This window comes from Kaistia algarum, from assembly GCF_026343945.1.
In the GTDB taxonomy this organism is placed as follows: Bacteria; Pseudomonadota; Alphaproteobacteria; order Rhizobiales; family Kaistiaceae; genus Kaistia; species Kaistia algarum.
The window spans coordinates 40070-56099 of the sequence record NZ_JAPKNJ010000002.1 but is presented as its reverse complement, the minus strand read 5'-3'; the positions used below and the strand labels follow the sequence as shown (position 1 = coordinate 56099).

Sequence of the window (16030 nt, the reverse complement as noted above, 5' to 3'; positions counted from 1 at the left end):
AAGGAAAGACCGGCGCAAAGGCGCCGGTCGAGAACGGACGGTAACATTAGATCTAGGCATCGCCGCGACCGGTGCAAGGGCGCCGCGCGGCAGCGCTCTATTCGAGGCCTAGCTTCTTCTTCAGGATGTCGTTGACGACCTGCGGATTGGCCTTGCCGCCCGAGGCCTTCATGATTTGGCCGACGAACCATCCGGATAGAGTCGGCTTCAGCTTCACCTGCTCGACCTTGTCGGGGTTGGCGGCGATGATATCGTCGACGACCTTCTCGATCGCACCTGTATCTGTCACCTGCTTCATGCCGCGGGTCTCAACGATCGCCTTCGGATCGCCGCCCTCGCTCCAGACGATCTCGAACAGGTCCTTGGCAATCTTGCCGGAGATGGTTCCGGCGGCGATCAGGTCGACAATCGCCCCGATCTGATCCGACGACACCGGGCTGTCGGAAATACCCTTGCCGTCCCGATTGAGGCGCGCGGCGAGTTCCTGCGTCACCCAGTTGGCGGTGGCCTTCGGATCTCGTCCCTTTGCCGCCTTCTCGAAGAAGTCGGCCGTCTCCTTTTCGAGCACCAGCACATGCGCGTCGTAAGGCGAGAGGCCGAGTTCGCCGATGAAGCGGGCCTTCTTGGCGTCGGGCAGTTCGGGCAGCGCCGCGGCCAGCTCCTCGATCCAGGCCGCGTCGAGGACGAGCGGCAGGAGATCCGGGTCCGGGAAATAGCGGTAGTCATGCGCCTCTTCCTTGGAGCGCATCGAGCGGGTCTCGTTCTTCACCGAATCGAACAGCCGCGTCTCCTGGTCGATCGTGCCGCCATCCTCGATAATGGCGATCTGCCGCCTCGCCTCATAATCGACCGCTTGGCCGACGAAGCGGATCGAGTTGACGTTCTTGATCTCGCAGCGCGTGCCGAGCGGCTCGCCCGGCCGGCGCACCGACACGTTCACGTCGGCGCGCATCGAGCCTTCGTCCATGTTGCCGTCGCAGGTGCCGAGATAGCGCACGATGGTGCGAAGCTTGGTCAGATAGGCTTTGGCCTCGTCGGCGGAGCGCAAATCCGGCTTCGAGACGATCTCCATCAGCGCCACGCCGGAGCGGTTCAGATCGACGAAGCTCTGTGTGGGATGCTGGTCGTGCAGCGATTTGCCGGCATCCTGCTCCAGGTGCAGCCGCTCGATGCCGACGGTGATCGCCTCGCCGCTGTCGAGATCGATGACGATCTCGCCCTCGCCAACGATCGGCTGCTTGTACTGCGAGATCTGGTAGCCCTGCGGCAGGTCCGGATAGAAATAGTTCTTCCGGTCGAACACGCTGTGCGGGTTGATTTGCGCCTTGAGGCCCAGTCCGGTGCGTACCGCCTGCGCGACGCATTCGGCGTTGATCACCGGCAGCATGCCGGGCATCGCCGCGTCGACGAGACTGACATGCGAGTTCGGCGCGCCGCCGAACTGCGTCGAGGCGCCGGAGAACAGCTTCGACTTGGAGAGGACCTGCGCATGCACCTCCATGCCGATCACCACTTCCCAATCCCCGGTCGCGCCCTTCACGAGCTTCTTCGGATCGGCGGTGCGGACGGCGATGGTCATGGATGGGCTCCGGATAGTGGCAACGCCTAGGGGTTAGTGCGGCAGCGGACGCTCTGCAAGCATCGATCGCCGGCTCAGTCGATGAAATCCTTGCATTGCGGCGCCGTCGCCGTGCCCCAAGGCATGATCGGGACGGTGGAGATCGAGTTCTTGGGGCTGCCGTCGACCAGCTTGTCGGAATAGACGAGATAGACCAGCACATTGCGCTTGGCGTCGCAGCCGCGCACGATCTGCATCTTCTTGAACCAGAACGAGCGACGCTGGCGGAACATCTCGTCGCCCTGCCCGACCTTGCCCTTGAAGGCGATCGGGCCGACCTGGCGGCAGGCGAGCGAAATGTCCGACGTTTCCTCGGCGACACCCAGCATGCCCGAGACACCGCCTTTTTCGGCCGCGGCGAAATGACAAGCGACCCCCTCGATATCGGGATCGTCAATGCCATAGACCGCGATCTTGTCGTTCGGCGTCAGCCACTTGAAGGTGGTCGATTCCTTGAAGATCAAGTCCGGATCCTCGGCGAGTGCCGGCGCGGCGGCACCAATGAGGAGGGCGAGCGACAGGACCGAGGCAAGACCGAAGCGCATGGTTGTTCTCCGCGAGAGGGCGGCTCCAATATAGGTACGCTCCATGACGGAGGGAGGGTCCGGCGCTGATAATCAGGCTGCCGTGCCCTCAAGGCGGAGCGTCCCGCGCCGCAGCCAGCGCTGCAGCAGTAGCATCGAGACGGAGGCGAGCCCGCAGGCGAGGCCGATCCAGATGCCGATGCCGCCGAGCTTAAAGCCAAACCCAAGCACAACCGAGGTGGCGACGCCGATGCCCCAGAAGCCGAGCGCCGCATAGAGCATGGGAACCCGCGTGTCATGCAGGCCGCGCAGCATGCCCCCGCCGATCACCTGTGCCCCATCAAACACCTGGAACAGCGCAGCAATGCCGAGGAAGGATACGGCAAGAGCGACCACCTCGGCATTGCCGGGGTCGCTACGGTCGACGAAGATGCCGATGAGAAAGCCCGGCGCCAAGAAGATCGTGATCGCTGTGCAACTCATGAACGCGATGCCGAGCACATAGGGCGTCCAGCCCGCCAGGCGGATCGCCTCACGGTCGCCGGCGCCATAGGCCCGGCCGACGCGGATGGTCGCCGCCTGCGAGAAGCCGAGCGGCACCATGAAGCAGAGCGCGCAGATCTGGATTGCGATCGCATGCGCGGCCACATCGGCGGCACCGATCAGGCCCATCAGGAAGACGGCGAGGTTGAACACCGTCACCTCGAAGGCGACGGCGATGCCGATCGGCAGACCGAGCCGGAAGAGCGCCAGCAGGCGCGGCCAATCGGCCCGCCAGAAGCGGCCGAAGACGTGGTAGCGACGGAACTTTGGGTGGACCATGCAGACGATCGCCATGCCGGCGAACATGGCGAGCGCCGAAATCGTGCTGCCAATGCCGGCTCCGACAATGCCCAGCGCCGGCAGGCCGAGTTTGCCGAACACCAGGCCCCAGACGACGATCGCATTGATGAGGACACCGGCAATGCCGACCACCAGCGACCAGAAGGGCCGCTCCAGCGCTGCGATGAAGGCACGCAGAACGAGATACCAGAGAAAGGGCAGCATCGCCCATTGCAGCCCGCGCATATAGGTGCCCGCGATGGCGGCCAGTTCCGGCTCCTGCCCGATGGCGACGAGCACCGCTTCGGTGTGCCACAGGAGCAGCCAGAACGGCACGCAGATCGCGACCGACGCCCACAGGCCCTGGCGCACCGTGCGGCGCACATCGCGCACGGAATGACGCCGCTCGCCGAGTTCGCGCGCAACCATCGGCGAGACCGCCGACACGAAGCCGATTCCGAAGATTAGGAAGGCGAAATAGAGATTGGTGCCCAGCGCCCCGGCGGCGAGCATGCGCGAGCCGAGCCAGCCGATCAGGATGACGTCGGTGGCGTTGATCAGTGTTTGGGCGACATTGGTCAGGATCAGCGGCAGCGAGAGATTGATCGTCGCGCGTGCCTCTTCCAGCCAGGGACGATATGCGGGTCCCCGGGCGGAAATCGTGCTTTGCAGGCTCATCGGGTGGCTCAGTCTATTGCAAGGCCTCGGCATTTGGCCCGCCTTGCGCGCCCAATAGGCATATTGCTTGCGAAATGACCACTCAAACCTTGCGATGGCTGCCATCGCCGAACTAGATGAATATTGTGTGATGTCGGGGATTCGGCGCCTCGCTTTTTGCCCGACGAGGATGACCAGGCCGGCGGACCGTGCTATGGCAGCCGGGGCAGACGGGTCGACCCGACGGCAGGGGCCAAGGCCGCCAACGAGACCGAAGCAATGTGCGTAGCCAGCGTTTTGAGGCGACTTGCCGTCGTCCTCGCCATGTTTGCCGGTACGGCCGATTGGGCCGGGGCGGCTTCCATCTGTGGCAATCTGGAAGCTCAGCTTTCCTCGCTGCAGAAGGCATCGGGCGCCAACAAGGCGGCGGCCTTCGCTGGCGCCGCGAACCAGCAGCGCTCCGAGATTGCAGCGGCGCAGGCGCGTGCCCGCCAGTCCGGCTGCGGCAACGGGTTCCTGTTCTTCCAGTCGAAGCAGAAGCCGGAATGCGCCGCCGTGATGAACGGCATCGAGCGGATGAAGTCCAATCTCCGCAAGCTCGAAACCAACCAGCAGAGTGCGAGTGCTGCATCGGCCAATGCCGGCGGCCAACGCTCAAGCCTGCTTCGCCAGCTCGGCGACAATAATTGCGGCGCCCAATACGCATCCTATTCGACGCAGAACCGGCCGCGCAATTTCCTGGAGCGCCTGTTCAATCCCGACGTTCCGACGCAGCAACGTCAGCTGGTCACGGTGCCGGCCGATCAGGGCGTGCTCCAGCGCAACGACAGCAACGATAGCGGCGGCTATGATACGGGCTTCGGCGGGGGCAAATATCGTACGCTGTGCGTGCGCACCTGCGACGGCTATTATTTCCCGATCGCCTATTCGACGAACCAGTCGTCCTTTGCGGCGCAGGAGCAGGTCTGCAAGCAAATGTGTCCCGGAACCGAGGTGGTGCTCTACGCACACCGCAATCCGGGACAGGACAGCAGCAAGGCGCTGTCGATCGACGACCGTACGCGCTATAGCGAGCTGCCAACCGCCTTCGCCTATCGCAAGAGCCTGACCCCGGGCTGCACCTGCGGCAAGTCGACGGCACTCGACATCGTGGCAGGCGGCTATTCGCCAGCAGTCATGAACTTCTCGTCCGCTGGGCTGGCCCCGATCCCCAGTGTCCGCCCGACGCTCGGCGAGGATCCCGAAACGCTGGCCAATCGCTACGGTCAGCTCGACCCCGGCGAGGTTGGCAAGCCCAATGTCGTGGCGCCGGTCGCCTCGCTCAATCTGACGGCGGGCGGGCCTGTGCGGCGAGTCGGTCCATCGTATTTCTACGCCCAATAAGAGGCAGCAAGCCCGCAAGTTCGGGCCCGTGCTCGAGACCGGTCAGGGCGACGCGAAGCGGCATGTAGAGCGCCCTGCCCTTCGCGCCGGTGGCCGCCTTCACCGCCTCAGTCCAGCGCTTCCACGTTTCGCTATCGAAAGGCGCCTCGGGGAGAAGTTCCAGCGCCTTGCCGAGCATGGGCAATGCGGCAGGATCGGCCGGCGGGGGATCGAGCCTCTCGGAGACGACGCGCCACCAGATCGCGGCGTCTGAAACGCGGACCAGATTGCCGCGCACGGCATTCCAGAACGCCTCGCCGCCACCAATGCCGGCTGCCGCGAGCCGCTCGGCGACATCCGCAAACGGCGTGGCGTGCAGCAGCTTCGCATTGAGCCCGTCGAGATCGGCCGGATCGAAGCGCGCCGGCGCCTTCGATACCATCGATAGGTCGATCATGCCGGCCAGCGTCGGCAGATCCTTGACCGGTTCGACCGGAAGCGATGTGCCGATCAGAACGGCGAGCGAGGCGACCGCCATCGGCTCGTAGCCGGCGTCGGCCAGCGACCCCAGCGACAACGCGCCCGTCCGCTTCGACAGCCCCTCGCCGGTCGCTGTCGTCAGCGTGTTGTGATGGGCGAAGGCGGGAACCCTGCCGCCGAGCGCCTCGAAGAGCTGGATCTGGACACCGGTATTGGTGACGTGGTCGTCGCCACGGATGATGTGGGTTACGCCCATCTCGATGTCGTCGACCACCGAGGGCAGCGTGTAGAGGAAGGTGCCGTCTTCGCGGATCAGGACCGGATCGGAGAGCGAGGCGACGGTGACCTGCTGCGGACCGCGCACAAGATCATCCCAACGCACTTCGCCGACGGTCTCGTCGAGGCGGAAGCGCCAATGCGGCTTGCGGCCTTCCGCCTCCAACGCAGCGCGTTCAGCATCGGTGAGCCGCAGCGCCGCCCGGTCATAGACCGGCGGCAGGCCGCGAGCCATCTGGCGCTTGCGCCGCCGGTCGAGTTCGTCCGCGCTCTCATAGGCCGGATAGAGACGGCCGGAAGCCTTCAGCCGTTCGGCCGAGGCGGCATAGCTCGTCTCCCGCAACGACTGCCGCTCGAAGCGATGGGGCTGGATGCCGAGCCAGGCGACGTCTCGGCGAATCGCATCGGCGAAGTCCTCACGCGAGCGCTCGCGGTCGGTATCGTCCAAACGCAGGATGAAGACGCCGTCATGCCTCAGCGCGAACAGCCAGTTGAACAAAGCCGGCCGTGCATTGCCGATATGAAGATAGCCGGTCGGCGACGGGGCGAAGCGGACGGTGACGGATGGATTAGACATGCCGAGGCTTTACCTGCTGCCCGTCCGCCCTGCAATCATGCAGCCGCTACCGCACGATCGTGATCCGCTCCGCAGCGCGCGTGATCGCCGTATAGAGCCAGCGGTCGCGGTGCTCGCGGAAGGCGTAACTCTCGTCGAAGAGCACGACGTCATCCCATTGCGAGCCCTGCGATTTGTGCACCGTCAGCGCGTAGCCATAGTCGAACTCGTCAGAATTTCGCCGCTGCGGATAGGACAGGCTCTCGCCGCCATCCTCGAAGAACGCCGGATGGATCGCGACCTTCACCGCCTTGGCGCCTGGCTCGTCCTCGGGCACGAGATCGAGCCGCAGCAGGCTGCGCTTCGGCGAACCAAGCTTCGACACGGTCCAGGTCCCGCCATTGAGCAGGCCCTTCTGCTTGTCGTTCCGAAGGCAGACGAGCTTGTCACCGATGGCCGGCATGGGCGCCAGCAAGCCCTTCAATTCGCGGATACGCTGATTATAGGCGCGCCGCGTCTTGTTGGTGCCGACAAGCACCTGATCCGTCGCCAGGATCTGCGCTGCATCGATCTCACGCCTCGCTATCACCCGGCTCTCGCCATGGTCGCCATGCTCGATCGTCTCGCCGGCGCGCACCATCATGGACAGGCGGATGATCGGATTGTCCTGCGCCTGGCGGTGGACCTCGGTCAGCATCAGATCGGGCTCTGCTTCCGTGAAGAAGCCGCCGCCCTTGACCGGCGGAAGCTGCGCCGGGTCGCCGAGGACCAGCACTGGCGTCCCGAACGACAGCAGGTCGCGGCCCAGTTCCTCGTCGACCATCGAGCACTCGTCGATGATGATGAGGTCTGCTTTCGAGGCGGCGCTGTCATGGTTGATGGCGAAGACGGGCTGCTCCTCATCGTCGCCGACGCGCGGGCGATAGATGAGACTGTGGATCGTGCCGGCGCCCTCGCAGCCCTTTGAGCGCAGGACATGCGCCGCCTTCCCGGTATAGGCGGCGAAGGCAACCGTTCCGTCGATCCCCTCGGCAAGGTGGCGGGCGAGAGTCGTCTTGCCGGTGCCTGCATAGCCAAACAGCCGGAATACCGGCGAATCGCCTTGGCGCAGCCAATCGGCCACGCCCTTGAGGGCATCTTCCTGTTGCGGCGACCAGCGCATGCGAATCCTCGTATCCTGACAAGCATCCTCATAGCGGAACCACGAGCCTGCGTAACGCGGGACGCACGATATCGTGACAATTCCGCAACGCTGGCCGATCTCTAAGGCTGCAGAACGGATTTTCCTTTTTTTGCCATGGTTTGGCCGGTTCCGCGCTTCAGACAGGCTGGACATCGCCTGCGCCGCCGATGCCGAACCGTACTGAAATCGCCCTTCGTGTGACCGTTTTGTCATTGCGGCATAACGAGAAAGCAACCACTAAGGGCGCAATGAATTGAGGCATGCGACACCCTTCGGACTCGCGTTCGAAGTTGATGCCGCGTTCATTTTGGGCTCGGGCCATTCGCCTGGAGTCCTCCCCGCTTGGATGGTGAAAGGGAAGGCTTTGACGGATACGAAGCCTAGGATCGCGACTGGCAAGCTAAGCCGTCGGTCGTTCATGATCGGAATGCCGATCGCACTGGCCGGCTGCCAGACTGCCGGACAAACCTCGTCGCTGTCGACCATGCCCGCCGGAGCCCCGATCATCGATCAGGGCTTCAGGGAAATGTACGCAGCGATCGACACCGAGCCGTTCCCGGTTCCGGCCGTCGATCTCAAGCAGATCGACCCGCAGTTCTTCCGGCAGGTCGTGCAACTGCCGCCGGAAATTGCCGCCCAGCCCGGCACGCTCGTCGTCGATCCGCCGAACCATTTTCTCTATCTCGTCTTCGAGAACGGGACCGCGATCCGTTACGGCGTGGGCGTAGGCCGCCAGGGCTTCGCGTGGTCGGGCGACGCGACCATCCAGGCCAAGCAGCAATGGCCGAAATGGCATCCGCCGAAGGAGATGATGGCACGCGACCCCGAGGCCGCAAAATGGCCGACCGGCATGCCCGGCGGCCCCGGCAATCCGCTTGGCGCGCGCGCGATGTATCTCTACCAGGGTAAGGTCGACACGCTCTACCGCATCCACGGCACCACGCAGCCCTGGTCGATTGGCAAGTCGCTTTCCTCGGGCTGCATCCGCCTGATCAACCAGGACATCATCGATCTCTATGAGCGCGTGCCGATCGGCACCCGCGTCACGGTGCTCGGCAATGTCGAGCCGGATCCGAACGCCGTCTACAATTCGCATGGCGGTGCGGTTCCCGATCCCCAGCCGGCCCGCACGTCGAGCACAGGTACGCCCGTACCGCCGGACGGTATGCACGGCTGATCGTCGATTAGATCGCGACATCGACGCATTCAATTCCAAGGGGGCCCCAAAAGGGTCCCCTTTTTCGTGTTGGTACCTCACATGCTGCAAAGTGCCAAAAGAATCGGCCAAGGGGTTGTTTCAGCGCTCTAATCGGTGAGACTGTCTACCCACTCCAACCGGAAAGAAATGTGCCGCACTACACCCCCCTGATTGCCACCATCGTCATCGGCCTTGTCCTCGCTTTCATCTTCGGCGTGATTGCACACCGGTTGAGGATATCGCCCCTTGTCGGCTATCTGCTCGCGGGTGTCGCCGCCGGCCCCTTCACGCCGGGATTTGTTGCCGACCAGAACCTTGCCAACGAACTCGCCGAGATCGGCGTGATCCTGCTGATGTTCGGCGTCGGCCTGCATTTTTCCTTGAAGGACCTGTTGTCGGTCAAAGCGATCGCCGTCCCGGGCGCCATCGTGCAGATCACAGTCGCGACGCTGCTCGGCATGGCACTGGGCTGGGCCGTCGGCTGGCCGCTCGCCGGCGGCTTCGTGTTTGGCCTCGCCCTATCGGTGGCGAGTACGGTCGTGCTGCTGCGCGCGCTGCAGGAGCGACGGATGATCGATACGCAGCGCGGCCGGATTGCCGTCGGCTGGCTGATCGTCGAAGACCTCGCCATGGTGCTCGCCCTGGTGCTCCTGCCGGCTCTGGCCGAAATTCTCACGGGCGGCACAGCCTCGGGGTCGGGCGTTGCCGCGCAGAGCGGCTTTGGCCTTGTCGGCATTCTGGCGATCACGGTTGGCAAGGTCGCGGCCTTCGTCGCGCTGATGCTCATTGTCGGGCGCCGGGTCATCCCATGGGTCCTGCATTACATCGCCCATACGGGCTCACGCGAACTCTTCCGCCTCGCGGTGCTGGTCATCGCGCTCGGAGTAGCCTTCGGCGCGGCCTCGCTGTTCGGCGTCTCCTTCGCCCTCGGTGCCTTCTTCGCCGGCATGATCCTGTCGGAATCGCCATTGTCGCAGCGTGCGGCCGAAGAAACTCTGCCGCTGCGCGACGCTTTCGCGGTGCTGTTCTTCGTTTCCGTCGGCATGCTCTTTGACCCGTCGATCGTCTTTCGCGAGCCGCTGCTTCTCATCGCGACGCTGGCTATTATCCTGATCGGCAAGTCCATCGCCGCCTTCCTGATCGTCCGCGCCTTCGGTCATCCAACGTCGACGGCATTGACCATTTCGGCGAGCCTTGCCCAGATCGGCGAGTTCTCCTTCATCCTAGCCGCGCTCGGCGCCGATCTCGGCCTTCTGAACGCCACGGCACGAGACCTGATCCTCGCTGGAGCCATCCTCTCCATCGTTTTGAACCCGTTGATGTTCGCGCTGGCCAAGCGGTTGTTCCAGCGTTCCGACGAGGGCAAGGCGGCGGCCGCCCCATCGCCAGCTGCGGCTAGCGCTGCAGCCAAGCCGGAGCCGCCACGCAAGGTTGATGCGGACGAAGGTCTGACGCCGACCGAGCTCTCCAGCCACAGCATCGTCGTCGGCTATGGCCGCGTCGGCCGGATCGTCACCGAAGGCCTGAAGGAAAAAGGCCTGCCCTATCTGGTGATCGAGAACGGCGCCGAGCGCTCGCAGGAGGTCCGGGCTGACGGCATTGAACTCATTCGTGGCAATGCGGTGGAGGACGACGTCCTCGCCGCGGCCAATCCCCGCGGCGCCAGGCATTTGCTCGTCGCCGTTCCGGACGCATTCGAAGCGGGGCAGATCGTGGCCAAGGCCCGCGCTATCAATCCGGATATCGAGATCATCGCCCGGGGCCGCACCGACGCCGAGGTCGCCCATCTCATCGACCACGGCGCCAACCTTGCCATCATGGGCGAGCGCGAAATCGCGCTCGGCATGCTGGCGAGCGTTGCGACGACGGAGCGTGCCGTGGAGGACGTCGAGGACATCGAAGTCGAAGCTCCCAAGCCGGATATCGTCGACGTCGAAAGTGATGCATCGCTGCCGCAATCGGCCTAGTCGGCTGGGGCACGGCCTCGCTCAATCGAACCGGTACATGTCCATGGAGAGCGCGCCGTACTCGTACGAGTTATGGATGCGCTGTCCTTCGGCCCCCTCGCCTGCCGCTCCGAGCGCGACGAAGAACGGCAAAAAGTGGTCATCCTCTGGATGCGCCATGACGGCATGCGGCGCGCGGGCGCGGTAGTCGACGAGGCTGGCCACATCGCCGGCTTGCGCCTGCTCGGCGATCCAGTCGGCGAATTCTCTTGCCCAGCCGACCACCGGATCGTCAACCTCCGGCCGTCCGTTCGGGTTCTTGAAGAACAGGCTGAGATTATGCGTCGCGGCGCCCGTGCCGATCACGAGGATATCTTCCTCGCGCAGCTTCGCCAGCGCGCGGCCGAGCGCGTAGTGCCAGGCGGCGTCATGGTGCGGCTGGATCGAGAGCTGGACGAGGGGCACATCGGCGTTCGGCCAGATCAGCGACAGCGGCACCCAGGTGCCATGGTCGAAGCCGCGCTTGCCCTCGACCGCCACGGGTAGCCCCGCAGCGCGTAGGTCCTCCGCCACTTCGGCGGCGATCCCGGCGTCGCCTGGTGCGGGATAAGTGATCTCGTAGAGCGCACGCGGAAAACCGCGGAAATCATAGATCATCGCCGGATGCTCGTCGGCAACGACAACAGGCTCCGCGGTCTCGAAATGGGCCGAAACGACGACAACGGCGCGCGGCCGCTCGATCGTCTTGCCGAGTTCCGCCAGGAACCGATGCGCGGGCGTATCCATTAGCGCCAGCATCGGCGAGCCGTGCGACAGAAAATAGGTTGGAAGGGACATGAAAGCCTCCTTGGCATGCAGCCAAGATAGGCTCGGTCACCGTCCACCGATAGACGGATAGATCAGCACGCAGTGTTCAACTGAATTGATCAATCAGCGAGCAAGGCTCGCCTCGATAAGCCGATCCGCCGCCGCGGCCAGCGAGCGCGAAGGCCCTCTCTCGCCGAAAAGCTGTCCGGAAACATAGGCGCCCTCGACCAGGAGCAGCAGGCCATCGCCAAGCATCTCGGCATCGGCCGCGCCCATGGCGGCGGCTAGCTCCGTCAATCGCCGGCGCAGTTCACTCTTGTTGGCGACAGCGACGCGTCGGGCCGGGTTGTCGCCATCCGGAAACTCGACCCCGGCATTGGTCATGCCACAGCCGCGATAGCCGGCGCGCTGCGCCCGCTCCCCGACACCGCGAAGAAACGCCATCAGTTGCCCGCGCGGATCACCGGCGGGACCGGTAGCAAGCGCGGCCTCGAAACGCGCCCAGAAATCGGCGTCATATTCCCGCATATAGGCTGCGGCAAGTTCGTCCTTGGACGCGAAGCTACGATAAAGGCTCGGCTTGGTCACGCCGGAGCGTGACACGATCTCGTCAACCCCGACCGCGCGAATGCCCTGCCGATAGAAGAGTTCCTTTGCGGTCGCGAGTATCCGTTCGGCGGCTCGCGGCTTCACGGCGCCCTGGACATCGCTCGCCAATTTTCCGGCCGACATGATGGCTGCCCTCTTGACGATGTAACAGAACGGTACGTATCATACTTTTATGTAGTACGGAACGGTCTGTAACATGAACATACTCCGCAAGCGGCCTTTCGGCCAGAACTACGCCTTCGTGGTCGCGGGCGTGATCTTTCTCTCCCTGCTCTCGGCGGCGGGATTGCGCGCGGCGCCCGGCGTTCTGATGCTGCCGCTCGAAAGCGCCTTTGGCTGGGAACGGAGCACGATCTCGATCGCCGCCGCGATCGGCATCTTTCTCTACGGGCTCACCGGCCCCTTCGCCGCGGCGCTGATGCAGACCCTCGGCGTTCGGCGAACGCTGATCTACGCCCTGATCCTGATGTCGATCTCGACCGGGCTCTCGGCTTTCATGACCACGCCCTGGCAGTTCGTCGCGACATGGGGCCTTCTCTCCGGCGTCGGCTCGGGCGCCGTCGCGCTCGTGCTCGGCGCCACCATCGTCAACCGCTGGTTCGTCACCAATCGTGGCCTGGTCATGGGCCTTCTGACCGCCAGCACGGCGACGGGAACCTTGGTCTTCCTGCCCGGCCTGGCGGCGCTCGCCGAATGGGGAGGCTGGCAGGCCGTTGTCATTACCATATCGCTGGTGACGGCGGCGCTGGTGCCGATCGCATTCCTACTGATTCCCGAACGACCGGCCGATATCGGGCTCGTGCCTTATGGCAGCCGCGAAGGCGATCCGGTTCCGGCGGCGACACAGGGTAGCGCGCTGTCAAACGCCATTGGCGCGCTGGTCGAAGCCTCGAAGACGCGTACCTTCTGGTACCTGTTCGCCACCTTCTTCATCTGCGGCTTCACGACCAACGGCCTCGTCGGCACGCACATGATCTCCTTCTGCGCCGATATGGGCATCCCCGAGGTGCAGGCGGCGAGCATGCTGGCCATGATGGGATTGTTCGATCTGTTCGGCACGACCGCCTCGGGCTGGCTCACCGACCGGATCGATCCGCGAAAGCTGCTCTTCGTCTATTACGCCTTGCGGGGTCTCTCGCTGATGTACCTGCCATTCAGCGATTTCTCTTTCTACAGCCTCTCCTTCTTCGTCGTCTTCTATGGCCTCGACTGGATCGCGACAGTGCCGCCGACGGTTAGGCTCGCGACGGAATCCTTCGGTGACCGCAAGGGTCCGATCGTCTTCGGCTGGATCGCTGCGGGCCACCAGTTGGGCGCCGCCTGCGCGGCCTTCTTCGGCGGCTACATGCGGACCGTGCAGGGCAACTATTTCGACGCCTTCATGATCGCCGGTGCAACGGGCATCATCGCGGCGGTGATTGCGCTGTTCATTGCAAGGCCGAAGGCGGAGCGCGCGCCGGTCCTGGTGGGGTGAGATTGTCGGCGGTACGCGATTCGCATACCATGACGGGATTGGTTCGGGAGAAACGAGACCATGGCTCCGTCGAGAAGATCACCGTTTCACTGACGCCGGAAATGGCCGAGCAGATTCGGACGGCCGTGAAATCCGGAGAATTCGCCTCGACCAGCGAGGTGATCCGCGACGCCATGCGCGAATGGAAGGAGAGACGCGATCTCTTCGGCTACACGCTGGAGGAATTGCGGGCGCTGGTCCAGGAGGGCATCGACAGCGGGCCGAGTTCCCGACAGTCGATGGCGGACATCAAGGCTGAAGCCAGACGCCGATACGAGATCAAGCATTCGGGGACGGCTTGAGCGTGGTCGCGATCGTCATAAGCGATCGCGCCGACAGCGATTTGCTGGATATCTGGGAATTCGTAGCTTCGGATAGCGTCAGTGCCGCGGATCGGTCGCTTGATGCGATCGAAACTCGCTGGCTGCAATTGACCGAAAACCCGCTATCCGGCGTTGTTCGCGAGGACATAGGTACTGGCATCCGACATCTGGTCGCTGGTTCCTAGCTGATCCTTTATCGGCCTTCAGACCATACGGTCGAGATCGTCCGTGTTCTGCATGCAAGCCTACGTCTTTCGGGCAACGTCCTGGAGTAAGGCGTCAATCATCGCCCTCGAACTGCTTCACCTCATCCTCAATCTCATAGTAATCGCTCTTCTCGGCGACGAAGATATGCCGGTCGAGGACCACCCCGGTCGGCAGGTCCAGAGACCCCATCGAAACCGCGATGCGGCCTGAGCCGGGGCGGCGCCAGAACAGAAACGAGCCGCATTTCCCGCAAAAGCCGCGCTCGGCGACTTCCGAGGAGCGATGCCAGACGAGGCTGTCTGCTCCTTCAATCGCGAGGTCCGCCTCGGCGACATTGGTCGACACCCAGAAATGGCCGCTCTGCCGCCGGCACATCGTGCAATGGCAGGCGACCGCCGCCGCCATCGGGCCGTCAATGGCGAAGGTGACGGCACGACAAAGGCAGTAACCGCGATGGAGCGCCTCGACCACGCCTAGAACCCGCTCGCAGCCACCTGCTTCGACTGGCCCTGCCGGCTCTGCTTCAAAAGCTCGGCGACGAGGAAGGCGAGTTCCAGCGACTGGTCGGCGTTGAGGCGCGGGTCGCAATGGGTGTGGTAGCGGTCGGAGAGGTCTTGATCGGTGATGGCGCGGGCGCCGCCGGTGCATTCGGTGACGTTCTTGCCGGTCATCTCGATATGGATGCCGCCCGGATGGGTCCCCTCGCCGGCATGGACCTCGAAGAAGTTCTTGACCTCCTTCAGGATCAGGTCGAACGGACGCGTCTTGTAGCCGGTGACGGCCTTGATCGTGTTGCCATGCATCGGGTCGCACGACCAGACGACGGAACGGCCCTCGCGCTCGACGGCGCGGATCAGCGCCGGGAGATGGTCGAACACCTTGTTGGCGCCGAAGCGGCAGATCAGTGTCAGCCGGCCTGCCTCATTGTCGGGGTTCAGGATGTCGATCAGTTGCAACAGGCCGTCGGTCGTCAACGAGGGTCCGCATTTGAGGCCGATCGGGTTCTTCACGCCGCGCATATATTCGACATGGGCATTGTCGGGCTGGCGGGTGCGGTCGCCAATCCACAACATGTGGCCCGAGGTGGCGTACCAGTCGCCGGTCGTCGAATCGACGCGGGTCATCGCCTGCTCGTAGCCGAGCAGCAGCGCCTCGTGAGAGGTGAAGAAATCCGTCGAGCGCAGCGACGGCGCCGTATCCGGATCGATGCCGCAGGCGCGCATGAACGCCATCGCCTCGGAGATGCGGTCGGCGATCTCCTGGTAGTGGTGACCCTGCGGGCTGTCCTTGACGAAGCCGAGCATCCACTGATGCACATGCTCGAGATTGGCATAGCCGCCCTGGGCGAAGGCCCGCAGCAGGTTCAGCGTCGCGGCCGACTGGCGGTAGCTATCCTCGATCCGGCGTGGGTCGGGAATGCGGGCCTCGGGCGTGAAGTCGATGCCGTTGATGTTGTCGCCGCGATAGCTCGGCAGTTCGACATCGCCGATCTTTTCCATTGGCGTCGAGCGCGGCTTGGCGAACTGGCCGGCGATGCGCCCGACCTTCACCACGGGCATGGCACCGGCAAAGGTCAGCACCACCGCCATCTGCAGGAAGACGCGGAAAAAATCGCGGATATTATCCGGGTGATGCTCGGCAAAGCTCTCGGCGCAATCGCCACCCTGCAGTAGAAAACTCTCGCCGCGCGACACCGCCGCCAGCCCCTTCTTGAGCTTTCGCGCTTCGCCGGCGAAGACGAGTGGCGGATAGGTCGAGAGCCGCGCCTCGACGGCGGAGACCGCATCGGAATCGGGATAGACGGGAACCTGCTCTATCGGCTTGCCCCGCCAGCTATCCGGCTTCCACTGCGTCTTCATCGCGCCTCTCCCATCGCTTCCCGGGCTGCCGGGAAAGGCGAGGGTTATACACGCTCACGCCCATGGACGCCAAGATGCCGGCCAAGGAGG

The 16030-nt window shown here is 64.1% G+C and carries 15 protein-coding genes; 6 read left to right on the top strand and 9 right to left on the bottom strand.

Going from position 1 to position 16030, the window contains the following annotated elements:
• Positions 1-97: 97 nt before the first annotated feature.
• The 3 genes from gatB to OSH05_RS13610 all read right to left on the bottom strand — a co-directional run bounded on the left by gatB (position 98) and on the right by OSH05_RS13610 (position 3642).
• Complete coding sequence (gene gatB, locus OSH05_RS13620; protein WP_104220004.1) at positions 98-1579, bottom strand: Asp-tRNA(Asn)/Glu-tRNA(Gln) amidotransferase subunit GatB; 1482 nt, start codon at positions 1577-1579, stop codon at positions 98-100.
• A 74-nt stretch (positions 1580-1653) separates the two neighbouring features.
• Positions 1654-2163, bottom strand: a complete 510-nt coding sequence (locus tag OSH05_RS13615) for a CreA family protein (protein ID WP_104220005.1) — start codon at positions 2161-2163, stop codon at positions 1654-1656.
• A gap of 72 nt (positions 2164-2235) precedes the next feature.
• Positions 2236-3642: an MATE family efflux transporter gene (locus tag OSH05_RS13610; protein WP_104220006.1), complete on the bottom strand. Its 1407-nt coding sequence runs from the start codon at positions 3640-3642 to the stop codon at positions 2236-2238.
• 258 nt (positions 3643-3900) lie between these two features.
• On the opposite strand from OSH05_RS13610, the gene OSH05_RS13605 reads away from it, so the two are divergent.
• Positions 3901-5004: a DUF2865 domain-containing protein gene (locus tag OSH05_RS13605; protein WP_266352445.1), complete on the top strand. Its 1104-nt coding sequence runs from the start codon at positions 3901-3903 to the stop codon at positions 5002-5004.
• On the opposite strand, the gene OSH05_RS13600 is transcribed toward OSH05_RS13605, so the two are convergent.
• Positions 4943-6316, bottom strand: coding sequence for a glutamate--tRNA ligase (locus OSH05_RS13600; protein WP_104220008.1), 1374 nt, complete (start codon positions 6314-6316; stop codon positions 4943-4945). The genes OSH05_RS13605 and OSH05_RS13600 overlap by 62 nt on opposite strands.
• A gap of 46 nt (positions 6317-6362) precedes the next feature.
• The gene (locus tag OSH05_RS13595; protein WP_104220009.1) at positions 6363-7457 is read right to left on the bottom strand and encodes an ATP-dependent DNA helicase; all 1095 of its coding nucleotides are present in this window, start codon (positions 7455-7457) and stop codon (positions 6363-6365) included.
• Positions 7458-7905: 448 nt separating this feature from the next.
• Here OSH05_RS13595 and OSH05_RS13590 point away from each other — a divergent pair, with 448 nt between their 5' ends.
• Entirely contained in the window at positions 7906-8655 is a 750-nt protein-coding gene (locus OSH05_RS13590; RefSeq protein WP_407660393.1) for a L,D-transpeptidase, read from the top strand.
• Positions 8656-8825: 170 nt separating this feature from the next.
• A complete protein-coding gene (gene ybaL / locus OSH05_RS13585; protein WP_266352443.1) occupies positions 8826-10643 on the top strand; it encodes a YbaL family putative K(+) efflux transporter in 1818 nt (605 codons plus the stop codon).
• 21 nt (positions 10644-10664) lie between these two features.
• Here ybaL and OSH05_RS13580 read toward each other — a convergent pair whose 3' ends face one another.
• Together OSH05_RS13580 and OSH05_RS13575 are read right to left on the bottom strand one after the other, a co-directional pair.
• A complete protein-coding gene (locus tag OSH05_RS13580; RefSeq protein ID WP_104221221.1) occupies positions 10665-11459 on the bottom strand; it encodes a DODA-type extradiol aromatic ring-opening family dioxygenase in 795 nt (264 codons plus the stop codon).
• A 93-nt stretch (positions 11460-11552) separates the two neighbouring features.
• Complete coding sequence (locus OSH05_RS13575) at positions 11553-12161, bottom strand: TetR/AcrR family transcriptional regulator (protein ID WP_104221222.1); 609 nt, start codon at positions 12159-12161, stop codon at positions 11553-11555.
• 73 nt (positions 12162-12234) lie between these two features.
• Between OSH05_RS13575 and OSH05_RS13570 the strand changes: the two genes are divergently transcribed.
• From OSH05_RS13570 to OSH05_RS13560, 3 genes are read left to right on the top strand one after another with little or no spacing between them, the layout of a single operon-like run.
• Complete coding sequence (locus OSH05_RS13570; RefSeq protein WP_104221223.1) at positions 12235-13512, top strand: MFS transporter; 1278 nt, start codon at positions 12235-12237, stop codon at positions 13510-13512.
• A gap of 29 nt (positions 13513-13541) precedes the next feature.
• Positions 13542-13853 carry a type II toxin-antitoxin system ParD family antitoxin gene (locus OSH05_RS13565; RefSeq protein WP_104221274.1) on the top strand — a complete coding sequence of 104 codons (312 nt, stop codon included), beginning with the start codon at positions 13542-13544 and terminating at the stop codon, positions 13851-13853.
• Positions 13854-13855: 2 nt separating this feature from the next.
• Positions 13856-14059, top strand: coding sequence for a type II toxin-antitoxin system RelE/ParE family toxin (locus OSH05_RS13560; protein ID WP_104221224.1), 204 nt, complete (start codon positions 13856-13858; stop codon positions 14057-14059).
• A gap of 94 nt (positions 14060-14153) precedes the next feature.
• Here OSH05_RS13560 and OSH05_RS13555 read toward each other — a convergent pair whose 3' ends face one another.
• Positions 14154-14552 (bottom strand): GFA family protein, encoded by a 399-nt coding sequence (locus OSH05_RS13555; RefSeq protein WP_266352441.1) that lies wholly within the window; start codon positions 14550-14552, stop codon positions 14154-14156.
• A gap of 2 nt (positions 14553-14554) precedes the next feature.
• Positions 14555-15940, bottom strand: a complete 1386-nt coding sequence (locus OSH05_RS13550) for a class II 3-deoxy-7-phosphoheptulonate synthase (RefSeq protein ID WP_104221225.1) — start codon at positions 15938-15940, stop codon at positions 14555-14557.
• Positions 15941-16030 lie beyond the last annotated feature (90 nt).

Coding starts and splice junctions, on each gene's coding strand:
- OSH05_RS13595 (WP_104220009.1), bottom strand. CDS start 7,457: ATGCGCTGGTCGCCGCAACAGGAAGATGCCCTCAAGGGCGTGGCCGAT.
- OSH05_RS13575 (WP_104221222.1), bottom strand. CDS start 12,161: ATGTCGGCCGGAAAATTGGCGAGCGATGTCCAGGGCGCCGTGAAGCCG.
- OSH05_RS13580 (WP_104221221.1), bottom strand. CDS start 11,459: ATGTCCCTTCCAACCTATTTTCTGTCGCACGGCTCGCCGATGCTGGCG.
- OSH05_RS13590 (WP_407660393.1), top strand. CDS start 7,906: ATGCCGATCGCACTGGCCGGCTGCCAGACTGCCGGACAAACCTCGTCG.
- OSH05_RS13610 (WP_104220006.1), bottom strand. CDS start 3,642: ATGAGCCTGCAAAGCACGATTTCCGCCCGGGGACCCGCATATCGTCCC.
- OSH05_RS13570 (WP_104221223.1), top strand. CDS start 12,235: ATGAACATACTCCGCAAGCGGCCTTTCGGCCAGAACTACGCCTTCGTG.
- gatB (WP_104220004.1), bottom strand. CDS start 1,579: ATGACCATCGCCGTCCGCACCGCCGATCCGAAGAAGCTCGTGAAGGGC.
- OSH05_RS13550 (WP_104221225.1), bottom strand. CDS start 15,940: ATGAAGACGCAGTGGAAGCCGGATAGCTGGCGGGGCAAGCCGATAGAG.
- OSH05_RS13615 (WP_104220005.1), bottom strand. CDS start 2,163: ATGCGCTTCGGTCTTGCCTCGGTCCTGTCGCTCGCCCTCCTCATTGGT.
- OSH05_RS13600 (WP_104220008.1), bottom strand. CDS start 6,316: ATGTCTAATCCATCCGTCACCGTCCGCTTCGCCCCGTCGCCGACCGGC.
- OSH05_RS13605 (WP_266352445.1), top strand. CDS start 3,901: ATGTGCGTAGCCAGCGTTTTGAGGCGACTTGCCGTCGTCCTCGCCATG.
- OSH05_RS13565 (WP_104221274.1), top strand. CDS start 13,542: ATGACGGGATTGGTTCGGGAGAAACGAGACCATGGCTCCGTCGAGAAG.